The 13,439-nt window shown below is 61.5% G+C and carries 10 protein-coding genes; 3 read left to right on the top strand and 7 right to left on the bottom strand.

Annotation, left to right across the window (positions count from 1 at the left end; translation table 11 throughout):
- The first annotated feature begins 6 nt into the window (after positions 1-6).
- Both DX909_RS26430 and DX909_RS26425 read left to right on the top strand, forming a co-directional pair.
- Positions 7-1,080: a dihydrodipicolinate synthase family protein gene (locus DX909_RS26430; protein WP_128548258.1), complete on the top strand. Its 1,074-nt coding sequence runs from the start codon at positions 7-9 to the stop codon at positions 1,078-1,080.
- Between the two features lie 9 nt (positions 1,081-1,089).
- Positions 1,090-2,391, top strand: a complete 1,302-nt coding sequence (locus tag DX909_RS26425) for an enolase C-terminal domain-like protein (RefSeq protein WP_128548257.1) — start codon at positions 1,090-1,092, stop codon at positions 2,389-2,391.
- Positions 2,392-2,494: 103 nt separating this feature from the next.
- Here DX909_RS26425 and DX909_RS26420 read toward each other — a convergent pair whose 3' ends face one another.
- The 6 genes from DX909_RS26420 to DX909_RS26395 form a co-directional block, all read right to left on the bottom strand.
- The gene (locus DX909_RS26420; protein ID WP_128548256.1) at positions 2,495-3,634 is read right to left on the bottom strand and encodes a hypothetical protein; all 1,140 of its coding nucleotides are present in this window, start codon (positions 3,632-3,634) and stop codon (positions 2,495-2,497) included.
- Between the two features lie 79 nt (positions 3,635-3,713).
- The gene (locus tag DX909_RS26415; protein WP_128548255.1) at positions 3,714-4,823 is read right to left on the bottom strand and encodes a T6SS phospholipase effector Tle1-like catalytic domain-containing protein; all 1,110 of its coding nucleotides are present in this window, start codon (positions 4,821-4,823) and stop codon (positions 3,714-3,716) included.
- A gap of 128 nt (positions 4,824-4,951) precedes the next feature.
- On the bottom strand, positions 4,952-5,935 hold the full coding sequence (locus DX909_RS26410; RefSeq protein WP_128548254.1) for an NAD-dependent epimerase/dehydratase family protein: 984 nt from the start codon (positions 5,933-5,935) through the stop codon (positions 4,952-4,954).
- Positions 5,935-6,714, bottom strand: coding sequence for an SDR family NAD(P)-dependent oxidoreductase (locus DX909_RS26405; protein WP_128548253.1), 780 nt, complete (start codon positions 6,712-6,714; stop codon positions 5,935-5,937). The genes DX909_RS26410 and DX909_RS26405 overlap by 1 nt, the downstream gene beginning before the upstream one ends.
- A 54-nt stretch (positions 6,715-6,768) precedes the next feature.
- Positions 6,769-9,330 carry a DUF5686 and carboxypeptidase-like regulatory domain-containing protein gene (locus DX909_RS26400; RefSeq protein ID WP_128548252.1) on the bottom strand — a complete coding sequence of 854 codons (2,562 nt, stop codon included), beginning with the start codon at positions 9,328-9,330 and terminating at the stop codon, positions 6,769-6,771.
- A 211-nt stretch (positions 9,331-9,541) separates the two neighbouring features.
- Positions 9,542-10,093: a hypothetical protein gene (locus DX909_RS26395; protein WP_128548251.1), complete on the bottom strand. Its 552-nt coding sequence runs from the start codon at positions 10,091-10,093 to the stop codon at positions 9,542-9,544.
- A gap of 219 nt (positions 10,094-10,312) precedes the next feature.
- Here DX909_RS26395 and DX909_RS26390 point away from each other — a divergent pair, with 219 nt between their 5' ends.
- Positions 10,313-11,593 carry a glycoside hydrolase family 2 TIM barrel-domain containing protein gene (locus DX909_RS26390; protein ID WP_128548250.1) on the top strand — a complete coding sequence of 427 codons (1,281 nt, stop codon included), beginning with the start codon at positions 10,313-10,315 and terminating at the stop codon, positions 11,591-11,593.
- A gap of 274 nt (positions 11,594-11,867) precedes the next feature.
- On the opposite strand, the gene DX909_RS26385 is transcribed toward DX909_RS26390, so the two are convergent.
- Entirely contained in the window at positions 11,868-13,256 is a 1,389-nt protein-coding gene (locus DX909_RS26385) for an SGNH/GDSL hydrolase family protein (RefSeq protein WP_128548249.1), read from the bottom strand.
- Between the last annotated feature and the right edge of the window lie 183 nt (positions 13,257-13,439).

Here is a 13,439-nt window from a genome sequence, read left to right as displayed (position 1 = left end):
CCCGGTATGAACGCTACTTCCCTACGTCCCGACATCCAGGCCCTGCTCCACGAGGGCACCGTCATTCCGGCCCACCCGCTGGCCCTGAACGCATCGCGCCGGTTCGACGAAAAACGACAGCGCGGGCTGACCCGCTATTACATCGCCGGCGGGGCGGGCGGAGTGGCCGTGGGTGTCCATACCACCCAGTTCGAAATCCGCGATCCCAGGATCAACCTGTACGAAACCGTCCTGAAAACGGCCGCCGACGAGATTGCGGAAGCCGCCCTGAACCGGCCGTTCATCAAGGTGGCCGGCCTCGTCGGCCCGACCGAACAGGCCCTGAACGAAGCCCGGCTGGCGCTCCGCTACGGCTACAACCTGGGCCTGCTGAGCATGGGCGGGTTGCAGGGTTGGACCGAAGCCGCCATTCTGGATCGCGTCCGGGCGGTGGCCGGGGTCATTCCGGTATTCGGGTTCTACCTTCAGCCTTCGGTAGGCGGGCGCATCTTCAGCTACGAATTCTGGAAGGAGTTCGCCGACATTCCGAACATTCACGCCATCAAGGTCGCCAGCTTTAATCGCTACCAGACGCTGGATGTCGTGCGGGCGGTCTGCCATTCGAGCCGCCGGGACGAGATCGCACTCTATACCGGCAACGACGACAACATCGTGGCCGACCTGCTGACGACCTACCGGTTTGCGGTCGACGGCCGGACGGTGGAAAAAAGCTTTGTCGGCGGGTTGCTGGGCCATTGGGCCGTCTGGACCAGAAAAGCCGTCGAACTGCTGGCGGAGATCAAAGCCTGCCGGGCCGGCGGCCACACCGGACTGGCCGAACTCCTGGTCCGGAACGTCGAGGTGACCGACAGCAACGCGGCCTTTTTCGACCCCGGCCACGCCTTCCACGGCTGCATCGCCGGTCTGCACGAGGTGCTGCGCCGTCAGGGTCTGCTGGAGGGCCGCTGGTGCCTGAATCCGGCCGAGGACCTGTCGCCCGGCCAGATGGAGGAGATCGACCGGGTCTATGCGGCCTATCCGCATCTGAACGACGACGCCTTCGTGAAGCAGTGGCTGACGCAGGAAACCGTCCTGCTCTGACGAACCGCCATGTCCAGCCTGAACCTCATCCGGGTCGCCCGGACCGACTCCAACTTCGAGCGCGAGCCCCTCATTCGGTCCTTCGGCTTCAAGGGCGGCTACCTGACCGAACTCTGGCAGGTGGCCGCCCGGCTGGAGGCCGACACGGGCCGCAGCGCCGTCGGCCTGGCGACGCAGAGCGTGCTGTACGGTGATGCCGACCTGTTTGCGGCTTACTCCGAAGCCGGCGGCAACGCCCTGATGTATGCGCTGGTCGAACGGACGCTGCTGCGGGTAAGACAGTCGCCGTTTTTTACCCCGATGGACCTGCTGGACCGGATTCTGCCCGAGGTGATGGTGGAAGCTCACCGCCTGACGGGAAAAGCCGACCTGCACCCGGCCTTCATCTACAACGCCCTCATCAGCGTCGATAATGCCGCCTGGGGCCTGTATGCTGCCGAGAACGGGTACACTACCTTCGACGAACTGATCCCTGAACCGTACCGGCCCGCCCTTTCCCACCGCAGCGACAAGGTGGCCGTTATGTATCAGATTCCGTACGGGATGCCGGTCGGGGAACTGAGGCAGGCGGTGGCGCAGGGCTATTTCGTGCTGAAAATCAAGACCGGTTATCCCGGTTCGCAGGAGGAGATGGTCCGGAAGGATATGGAACGGCTCACCCAGATTCACCGCGCCGTCGGGCAGGCCGAAACGGACCGGACCCCCACGGGAAAGGTGGTGTATACGCTCGATGCCAACGCCCGTTACGAGCGGAAGGAAACGCTGCTGCGCTACCTCGACCACGCCAAAGCCATCGGCGCGCTGGACCGGATCGTGCTGATCGAGGAACCGCTCCGGGAGGAAAACGAGGAAGACGTCTCCGACCTCGGGATTCCGGTGGCCGGCGACGAGAGCGTTCACGACGAAGCCGGCGCCCTGCGACGACTCGATCAGGGGTACCGGGCGCTGGTGCTGAAAGGCGTCGCCAAAACGCTGAGCCTGTCACTGAAACTGGCGAAACTGGCCCACGAACGCGGGGTGCCCTGCCTCTGCGCCGACCTGACGGTCAATCCGATTCTGGTCGACTGGCACAAAAATCTGGCCGCCCGGCTGGCTCCCTTCCCCGGCCTCGGTATGGGCCTGCTGGAAACCAACGGCGACATGAACTACCGGAACTGGTCGGCCATGCAGCAATACCACCCGGCCGCCGGAGCTTCCTGGACGAAGGTCAGGAACGGCGTCTTCGAACTGGACGACGACTTCTACCGGCACAGTGGCGGCATTCTGAACCCTTCCGATCATTACGAAGCCCTGTTCCGGTATGACGGCTAACTCCGGCCTGCGATTCGCCGGCGAACCATCTGGTCTGTTTTACCCTCAACCGGCTGAAACCCAATAAGGCTTAGGAGAGGAGGGACCCACCGGCAAGCTGGCGTCATTTCCAAAGAATCTGAGTCACTTCGCCCTCCCTGAACAGGAAGCAGGTTTTTTCGTAGTTAACGCCGAGTTCATACCTGCCAAAGTTGATCAGGGTTATGCCGGGATAGTGGGTGGTTACCGGGTCGTGTGCATAAAGATCTTTGGTAAAAAAGGGATCGACGATGGCGAAGGTCTGATCATTCTGCGTAGCGAGAAACGTCTGGGAGGCCACGTTCAGGAGGTATATCGACCTATTGCCCCATACGATCCCACCGAAAATCTGTAAACCTAAAAAGTTAAACCGGGGCCATACTGCTCCAACCGCATCGACCCGGGGATCGGTCCGGCGCTTCGAAGGCTGACGCCATACCGGTAAGGCTTCCGGGTTAGGAATGAGCTGTTTATAGGCGTGGCCTGTCATATGCCCGAGGTTGGAAAGAACCTCATAGCCTTCCGATACGCGACGTACCCAGACGGCGCAGACGGAGGTGGCCGCATGGGTTTTGCGGGTCCGCTTGTGATAGAAAAACACCTCTCCGCCGAACTCGCCCCGGCAGTCGTTATAGACCAGATAGGTATCGTCTTCAAAAAGTTTGTTCCGCTCACCGAGGGGCACCTGCCCGGCAAATTTCCGCCAACCCCGCTCCGGGTCGAACTGGAAGTTTCTGCGCCCCGACTGCCCGACCAGGCGGCCGTCGAGCAGCCAGTGGCGGCTGAAAAGCCGGGTGTTCAGCCGGTTTTCGAGGACGGTATCCCGTTGCCCGGTCTCGGGGTGAAAACAGGCGAAAGAACCGGGCGCCAGCAGGCTGACCAGCCGGTTCCGATACAGCACCGAATAGGAAAGCGGGTATTTCTCCGGCCCGAACGGGTTGATCAGATTCAGCGTCCGCTTCCTTAGGTGCAGGGCCGAATCTCCCAGCGTAACCGTAAAGTTTTTGGTCACCAGCAGCGCAGGCGACGGGTCCGGTTTCCGGGTATACTGCCGGTATTTTTGAAAATATTCGACCACCGACCGTAAGGCCGTATCCGGTTCGGAAACCCCTTTTCCGGAGGCAACGCCCTGAGCAGGAGCGAAGAAAGGCAGCAGGACGCCGGTCAAAACACAAACGACGCCCCTCCGCATCCGGGAGAATTGATATGGATCAAACGTTACCATTTGATCCGTAAAGTAATCAAAAAAGCTGTTTTGCCTTTTCAATCACCGCACGGATCGAATGCCTGCCCGTGAGAGTTGCTTAGACCGGCAAGGGAATGGCCTGCGGTTCGGGCACCGGCAGGAGGGTGTCAGGGTCGAGCAGCCGGCCTTCGTCGTCGACGATCTGGTACCGGGAGGGAAAGTTTTTCGGGCGGTAGTCGGGCCGGTTTTTCAGCCGCTTTACCACCGAAACGTGAATTCTCGGCAGCACGATCGGGCCGTTTTTCTCTTTCAGCCGGGAGTCGGGAATGGGCCGGGGGCCGTTCCAGGGGGCCATCAGCGCCCAGGGCATGATCTTGTCGGGCCGATTGCAGTCGCCCAGGTGATCCTGGGGTTCGGCGGTCCCCTCCAGATCGACGGTACCCTCCAGCAGAAGCCCTTTGGAGACCGCCCGTTTGAGCATCCACCGCAGCGGAACGCGAGCCAGCCGCCGGCCCTGCGCATCTTCAGGATAACCCCCGCCCACGTCGGAGTGCGCTCCGGCGAACCAGACCTGCTCCATGCGGTCGGTAGTTTCCACCGGCCCCCAGAGGATGGGTTTGAAGACCGGCCGGCGGAAATCGTCGATGGCCAGAGCCTGACAGGCATATTTCACCTGGTCGGAGAGGCAGGTATCCTCAAAAAACCGGGGCAGCTTCCGGATCGTTACCTTGTGGAGAATGGCGCTGACCGTATCCCAGACACCGAGGAAGGTAATCGGTACTTCTCGCGACAGGTTTTTGCGAAAATCCCTGGCCTGTTCGTCGTTGTTGGACGTCTTGAAAATCTTAAAGGCGTATTCGATCAGGTTCTCGTTCCGTTTGAAGAGCAGCCCGCTTTTGCTGATCAGACCCGACAGCACCCGCACGGTGAAGGCGCCCCGGCTGAAACCGAACAGATAGATGCGGTCGCCCTCTTCGTAGAAGTTCATCAGAAACTCATACGCCTGCTTCACGTTCTCGTCGACGCTCCAGCCGGTGGCCTGGTCCCACCAGTCCATCCACTGGGCAAAGCCCCGGGTGCCGACGCCGGGATCGTAGTAGGTAACCTGCTCGAGATTGGCCGGGTCTTTCCGCAGCATGCAGAAGAGCTGGACGATATTGGAGGTCTTGTCGGGAGAGGCCCATTCGTTGGCCGTTCCGTCGCAGCAGATGACGATGTTCTTGCCCATGATAATGCGGGAAGGGAAAGGGGTGAAATACCGTTAAATGACAGGAAGGGTAGCCAAGCGAACGTGGTGGAAGATAGGTATTTATCGGATTCACCGTCCGATTCATTTATTAAACGGAAAGCCCCGGTTCAGCGGACCGGGCCGTCCGACCGGAACCAGGACACGGCTTCCCCGATGGCCTTATCCAGACTTTGGTAGGTCAGCCCCAGGGTCTCGACCGATTTGCGGTTGTCGTAATAATTCCGGACGGCCAGAATCTTCATGTTCGTGGAACTGAGGCTGGTGCGGATGCGCAGCTTCCGGGCCGCATCCCCCAGCAGGCCCAGCAGCCGGAGGGCCGTCGCCGGAATGGGAACCAGCACCGGCCGGCGGCCCCCGCTCAGAGCGGTCAGTTTCCGGAAAAAGTCCCGGTAGGTGAGGTTTTCCCCCGCCAGCAGGTAACGTTCCTTATTGATGCCGTGGATCAGGCAGCGGACGATGCCGGAGGCCGCATCGCGCACGTGGACGAAATTCTTGCCCCCCGGCGGGTAAAAGATCACCCATTTGTCCAGCCCCATCAGAATGATCTTCCCGGAGCTGGGCCTGGTGTCGTAGGCCCCCAGCATGAAGGTCGGATTGACGATGGAGACCGTCATCCGGTCGGCATACTTCAGCACCTCCTGCTCGGCATTCCACTTGCTCAGGGCGTAGAACGACTCGGTGAACGGCGGTTTGATCGGGTAGCGTTCAGTGCCTCCGATGCCGTCGGAATAATACCCGATGGTGTTGGCCGAACTGACGAAGACGAACCGCTCGACCCCGGCTTCGTGGGCCGCCCGCAGCAGCTGCACCGTGGCGGCCACGTTGGTCCGGTCGTATCCGGCATAGTCAAAGACGTTCTGGCCGGTTTCGGCGGCTGCATGGACCACATACCGGCAGTCTGCCAGGTGGGGGCGGAGATCCTCGAACAGGTTGCCCCGGACCAGCCGGAGGTTCGGATGCGACCCGCCGGCAAACCCGGCGGGATTTCGAAGGAGCGCTTTGACCATATACCCCTGCCGCAGCAGTTCGAGCACCAGGTTGGTACCGAGCAGGCCGCCGGCACCCGTCACAAAAACGTGTTTCCGGCTCATCAGGCAATTTCCCGTTTGATGGTTCGTGTCAGTAAAGGCATTTTGATCCAGATGGGCAGCAGGTGCAGCACCGACCAGCTGATCGGGTTCACGACGATCACACTGTCTTTCCGGAACAGTTTTTTTACGCAGATGCGGGCCACCTTTTCGGGTTCGAGCAGGGTCAGCCGGCCGAACAGCCCCTGTTTCTCGACCCGGCTGGTGATTTCGGGATTGGTTTTCATGGCACCGGGGTTCACGACGCTGACAAAGACGCTGGTGCCTTTCAGCTCCTGAAACAACCCCCTGGAGAAGGAGTGAATATACGATTTCGAGGCCGGATAGACGGTTTTATAGCCGATGGGACTGAAAGCCGCCAGACTCGAAACGTTCAGGATGTACCCTTCCGGCTGCCGGAGCAGGTTCGGCAGCAGCTGGTGCGTCAGCATCGAGGTCGCCAGGACGTTGAGCTGAATTATCCGGCGGATGTAGTCGGCGTCGGCCTCCGTAATTTTTCGCGTGCCGCCCGTTCCGGCATTGTTGATCAGGATGTAGATTCTGAAATGGTCATTGGCCCAGCGGGCGAGGCCAAGCACGTTTTCCATTTCCGTCAGGTCGGTTTCGAAATACCGGACGTCCACTCTGTAGGTGTCCCGGATGTCCTGACTCACCCGGGCCAGTCCCTGCTCCGGCAGGCTGACCAGCAGCAGGTCGATACCTTTCCGGGCCAGTTCTACCGCAAATGCCTTCCCCAAACCCTGGCTGGCCCCGGTAACCAGGGCATAACGCTTGTCGTTCATAAATTGTATTTGTTGTTTATCAGATAGTTACTCAAGTAAATAATGCATGCGGTTTTACAGGCCCAGCTGGAAGCACGCCTTGACCGCAAAGGGCGTCACGCCCGGCCCGGCCCGGTAGGTCAGTCGGTGCAAAGCCTGAATGCGAACGGTTTTCAGCACATTCTCGAAGCCGTAACCGACCTCTGCGTACGGTTTCTCCCACAGCTGGTTTCCCCACATCCGGGCCGGGCCGGTGACGCCCTGCTCCGTCAGGTTCCTGCGGTTTTGCGGGCTTACATGGCCGAACAGGACATTGCCCGTCACGAACGACCGCCATCCCCACCGCCGGATGAGCGGCAGGCGGTTGGTCAGCAGCCCTTCGAACTTATGCTCCGCTGCCAGCGAAACGTAGCTGTCGCTGACAAACTCGGCGTAGTTCATGAGGTTGTAGGCGTTCCGGTTGTAGACGGGCGTCTGGTTGCCGAGGTGCATCTCCAGCAGGGGATAGGGCAGAACGGAGGGCGTATACCCCGCCCGGACGGTATACAGCGTCCGGCCCATCAGCCCCCAGCGCAGAACGTGGTCGAGCTGGAGCTGCATTTTATGATAGGGAAGGGCCGAACCGCCTTTTTGGGTTGCGGTTCCGTAGGTGTAGCGCAGGGTGATCACCGGGGCCGTATCGGTCGGCCGGCGGGTGACCCGCTGGCTCGTCGCCCGTCGGTTGGGCAGGCGGCCGGGGGCATAGCGGGTTTCCAGAAAATATTCGGTATTCTGAAGACTGATGCCGGCAGCGGTCGGATGTGGGGAGGAGGCAGCGCCGAAAGGGGCTAAGAAATTCATGGAACGGAACCGCACCCCGGCCTTCTGGGTAACATCCGCATTCAGATCACGCTGGGCGGTAAAGGCGGTTTCCCGCTGGTAATACCCCTGTCGGTAGGCCCCGAACCGGCTCGTCAGCCGCAGCAGCGGGTTGCCGGCGAGGTCTTCCTGCCGAAGCCCCAGCTGCTCCAGATCGTAACCGTGTTTAAAGGTGAACAGCGTCAGGGGGCGTTGTTTGGGGATGTAGCTGATCTCCAGGCCGTTCTTCCACACATGATCCTTCGTCCCGTAGGCGGCATACCCCGACAGCTGCCAGTGGCGGCTGAACTGCGGATTGGTCTGCACGCCCATCCTAAACCGGTGCCCCTCGACCGGGTTGAACGCCCAGGCCGAAAAGACCGATCCGGCATCGAGGCCCCGGGTGAGGGGCAGATAACCGCCGTTCATGACGAACTGAGCCGCCCGGGTATAGGTTTTGACGGCCGGCAGACGGCGGAGCGTGTCGAGCATCCGTTGCGTCTGCTCCAGGGCCGCCGACTGCGGGGCTGCTTGCCGAAGCGTACTCCAGTAACCGGGCGGGACCTCGTTGCGGTCATCGGCAAGGTTCACTTCCAGATCGAAAAAACCGACGGGCCGGGGCCGCCCGACGACCGGCTCGCGGGTCAGACCGGTAAAATCCACCGTGGCCCGAAACGTGTGCGGCACCACTTCCCCGACTCCGATGGTCAGGCGGGTTTCCTGCGGAATCCAGGCCGGGCCGGGGCCGGAAACCGGCCCGAAGGTCTGCGAGAGGTCGATCCGGTCGATGTAGTTGATGTTGGCGGAGGCCCCGATCCGGGCGTCGATCTGCACGAGGGCGTAGCTCACCGTATCGATCCACATTTTTCCCTGAAACACCAGGTCGCGGTCGTTGATGGGGTCGAAGTCGATCTCGTAGCAGGGATGGTCCCCCTGAAGCACGGTATCGGCCACGAAATACCGGTAGGCCAGGCGTCCGCCTTCGGCCAGCGGGGAGATGAACTCCTTCCGGAATACCGCCACGCTGTTGTCGTAAAAATTGAGCGTATTGAAACCCGCCCCCGTGAAGAGAGCAATGAAGCTGTCGTCGGTAATGCCGATGGAGTTGATGTTGGTTTTCAGGATTTCTTCTTTTCGGCGGGCGGGATTCCGGCGGGAATAAATCCGGGAGACGCTTTCGGAAATAAATACCGGCAGTTCGGAGGGCAGGCGGCCCCCGTTTTCGGCCCGGATCGATTCGAGCAGGGTCCGAACCGGCCGGCGCCGGCTGAAACGCTCGTCCAGGTCCGTCATCCGGATGGAAAGCTGGTTATACGACTCGTATTCATAGCCGTTCAGCCGCTGGAAGTCATTGGTGTTCCGACGCTGGTGAACGGCCCGCAGGATGCGGAAAGCGGGGTTCTCGCCCGCCCGAACCACCACCTCCCCCAGAACGGAAGGGGTCGGTGCCAGGGAAATATTCAGAATGGGGGCGGTCACGGCGACCTGCGCGGACCGGTAGCCGAGGGCGGACACCAGCAGCGTATCGGCCGGCCGGCTGATCGACAGGCGATAGTGACCGTTTTCGTCGGCCTGCGTCCCGGCCGGTCGGCCCTGAACGCCGATGGAAGCGAACGGAACGCCCTGGCCCGTCGCGGCATCGGTCACCCGGCCGGTCAGGGTCTGCCCGAAGGCGGCCGGTCCGGCCGTCAGCAGGAAGGCGATCAGGAAGAGTAATAGAGAATGGCGGACCGATGGCCGGTCCGCCGGCAACCTACTAATAAGGAATCTGAAATGAAAAGAAATGGTGTGGCGTGTCATTCGCAAGGTATTGTTGTCCTGTTTGGGGTAATGACACGCGCCTACCCACTTCCCCCTATGCCTGTTTCGGAAACCAATTCATTCATTTAGTCTACCATACTGAGGAGTACATTCAAAGCTGTCGGATTCCATCTTCCGATGCGGGAGGGATATTGGGCAGAGCGCTCGGTGTCGTTGGTCAACCGGTCGCAAAAGCGGGGAGAACCACCGGCTACCGGCTCCGCACGCCAGCCGACCCGGCCGGTTTCATGCGCTGGTACTGCTCCCGGAAGCGAAGCTGCCAGGTTTTTCCCTCGTCGTAGGATTTTTCACTGATCCGGATGAGCCGGTCGGGTCCGTCGGGCAGCCAGGCCTGCCGCGACAGGTATTGATCGCCGTTGATGTTGAAGTGCCGGTAGATGTACCAGTCGTTTCCGACCTTTTTTCCCTCCCAGACCTGATACAGCCCGTTGTCGCTGATCCAGGTATACATCCAACGGCCGGTGGTCTGGTCCCAGGCGCGCAGGGCCTGCGCCCGCACCACCCGGTTTTCCGGAAAAACCATCAGCCACTGCTCCTGAAAGGAGGCTTCGTGGATACCCCTGCGCACCTGAAAACGGTCCGCAAGGGAGTCCGGTTTTTCATCGACCAGCTTCTGCCAGTCGCCCTCCCAGAAATCGTAGTAGTGGGTGTCGGGGGTGGGGGTAAATCCGGCAAGGGTCTGTCCGGAGGTCAGGGCGGGGAGGGTCAGCAGAAGGAGGCCGGCCAGAAAATATCGTTTCATCCGGGATTGAGATTTCAGGGCGAAACTACGCCGAAAGGAAGAAAGAACCCCCTGTTATTCCGTAAGCCGTGTGGCCGCAGAGGTGAGGTGTGGTTTCGGGGCGACGGACCGAAGCTGCCCCGGGGACCGACGCCCGGCCCGGTTTGGTTCCGGAATTTTTCCGGACGGTTTGAGATCCGCCGGTTTTTCCGAATATTACCCGAAATTCCTGACCCTTGTATGAAAATCCGGCTTCCCATCCTGCTCGTCCTTCCATTGACTACGGCGGCCCTTGCCCAGCCGAGCCGGGTCGTCCTTCAAAAGACGGGGGAGGCTTATCGGCTTCTCCGCAACGACCAGCCCTACTTCATCCAGGGGGCCGTCGGCAGCGACTATCTCGAAAAACTGAAACGCTACGGCGGCAATTCCATCCGGACCGGCAGCCACCCCGCCGGCCTGAACCGGGCCGACAGCCTTGGTCTGACGGCGCTGGTGAACCTCCCGGTCCGGGCCGAACGCGACGGCATGAACTACGACGACACGGCGGCCGTCCGGAAGCAGCACGAACGCGTCATGGACATCGTCCGGAAAACCAAAGACCACCCGGCGGTATTGATGTGGGCGCTGGGCAATGAGCTGGATTTCATTCAGGCCAATGAAAAGGATCACTATAACCTCAGGGTCTGGGACGCCGTGAACGCCCTGACGAAGGAGATTCATCGCGTGGACCCGAACCACCCGGTCATGACGGTGGTCGGTTCGATCAACGCCGAAAAAATTCAGGATCTCAACCGGCGATGTCCGGACCTCGACCTCCTAGGAATCAATGAGTACGGGGACCTGGACAAGATTCCCTCCTGGCTGCGCCGGTTCGGCTGGCAGAAGCCCTACGCCGTGACGGAGTGGGGGCCGACCGGTTTCTGGCAGGTGCCGAAAACCCCCTGGAAGGCGCCCGTCGAGGAAACCAGCAGCGTGAAGGCCGATCAATACCGGAAACGCTACGAAACCGCCATCCGGGCCGACCGGGAACGCTGCCTCGGGTCTTACGTTTTTCTCTGGCGGCAGCACCAGGAGCGGACCCACACCTGGTTCGGGATGTTCGATGCTGAAGGGCTGGAAACCGAGGCCGTCGACGTGATGCATTACGAGTGGACCGGTCGCTGGCCCGCCAACCGCACCCCCCGCCTGGATTCGGTGCGACTGAACGGCCGGACGGCCTTCGAGGGGATCTACCTGAAGCCAGGGCAGCCGAACCGGGCGCAGGTCTGGGTGACCGACCCCGAGGGCGACCCCATCCGGTATCGGTGGGAAATTTTGCGGGAAGGCACGTCGTTCCCCTACGGCGGCAACGGCGAGAAACGACCGCCTGCTATCCCCGGCCTGATCGACCAGCCTGATACCGCCCGGCCTTCCTTCCGGGCACCCCGGGAGGAGGGCGCGTACCGGCTCTTTGTGTATGCCTACGACGGCCGGGGCCACTGGGCGACCGCCAACCTACCGTTTTTTGTTCGGAAAGAATGAGGTTTCAGGACCTGTTTGGGGAAGCGTTTTTGCCCTTCCGGGCGGTTTGGCATCCTGTTGACCACCCCCCGGCCCCCTCCTTGCTAAGGAGGGGGAGAGTGCGCTGCCCCTTTTCAGTCCTGCAGAGCCACCCCCTCCTTGCTAAGGAGGGGGCTGGGGGGTGGTCCGGCGTCTCTCGTTCTTCAGGATGAACGCTTCCCCAAACAACCTCTAAAGGGGCGGGGGGTGAAAGCCGCCCGTCCTTTCGGATGACAAGGCCCTAATCCAAAAAACTTCAGGGTTGAAGCGGAGGCCGGAATACCCGGATTGCCCGAATGTGGCGGGCGCCCGGGCCGCGAAGCTCCAGGCGATGTGCCCGGTTTTCAACGCCCAGAACCACCGTGACCGACGCGTCGGCGGGGGCGGAACCCGGCGTCTGAAAGGCCGGGAAGACCCGCCAGTGCAGCCGGTCGCCCGGTTTCAGCCAGGCGAACTGCCGGAAGTCGCCGGGATTTTTTCGCCGGAACCAGCCCGCCGAATCCAGCCCGATCCGGCCGGAGCGGGAAACGAACCGCCCCTCGCTACTGCCTTCTCCATCTTCGCCCGTGAGCGATCCGCTGACCCGGAACCGGAGTTGCTGACGAACCGAGTCGACGGAGGTGATGGTCATCGTCCAGTCTTCTTCGCGGGGCTGGCCGCCCAGCCGCAGGGTCAGCGGCAGGCCGATGTGGGTCAGGAAAAAGCCGTCGGGCCGGAGGGCCGGGCGGGTGTGGAAATAGCCGGCGGGGTGGACGGTGAGGTCGGCGCCGTCGAGCCGGGCCGTGATGGTTGCCGGTCCGGCCGGGTTCATTTCCAGGTCGATCCGGTTTCCCGTAAACGAGATTTGAACCCGGTCTTTGCGAACCGCCACCTCCCGGCCGGGAAGCAGCGTCCGGACGGCCGGAGAGGGGGCCGGGGTTCGGCCGTTCAGGCTTTCGAGATAGTGCCGGATGATCTCCGCCATGACGAAGTTCCCATGCTCGTTGAGGTGAACGTTGTCCGACAGCAGCGCTTTGGCTTCCAGCTGATGGCGGTTAAGGTAGGCTTTCCAGGCCGAGCGCACGTCGAGCAGGCCCAGGCCGTAGGTTCGGCAGAGGGCCGGTAGCCAGACGGAGCAATGGCGGTCGTGCCACTCCTGGTTCTGCCCGATGCCGAGGTGGTCGGTCTGGATGGCGATGTCGGCGGTGGTCCGGCTTCGGAGGGTCCGGATGATGGCTTCGTAGTCCGGCTCGTTACCGTAATCGTGAAACAGGATCAGGTCGGGGTAGAACGGCACCACGTCGTTATCGACCATCAGCCTGAGCCGCTCCGCGCTGAAACCGCCGATGGCCCGGTTTTCCATGATGATCCGTTTTTGCGGGTATCGCTCCTGAAGGTACCGCTTCACCGCCAGCCACCAGTTCTGCATACTGATCGACTGCCCATAGACGAGAACCCGGACGGCCGGCGACGGGGCGGTTTCCTGCGCGTTCAGCAGCCCGGCCGTCCGTCCCAGAGCCTCGCCGAAAGCCGGAGGGACGTCAATGGGTTCCACCGCCGGAAACGGCTGGCCCCCAGCCCGGGACCTCAGGACCAGGAGCAGAAAAAGCAGACGGAAGAACAAGGCGCCGGTTCGGTGAGGAGGAAAGGAGACGGGCTTTTTCATCGGACTCGGGTTCGGGGTTTTCCCCAAGATAAGCGCATTTCGGCTTCCGGCTGTCCGGTATTATCGGTCCGGCGGGCAGCCACGGCGGCCCCGACTCAGGGTAATTTTCCGTAACAATAGGGAAAGGCCCCGGTTACATAGGTCTGAAGGAGGTTTCCACCCTGATAACTCAACTTTTCTATT

Source organism: Larkinella soli, assembly GCF_003703975.1.
In the GTDB taxonomy this organism is placed as follows: domain Bacteria; phylum Bacteroidota; class Bacteroidia; order Cytophagales; family Spirosomataceae; genus Larkinella; species Larkinella soli.
The sequence above is the reverse complement of the archived record's forward strand: the minus strand, read 5'-3'. Positions and strand labels throughout refer to the sequence as shown.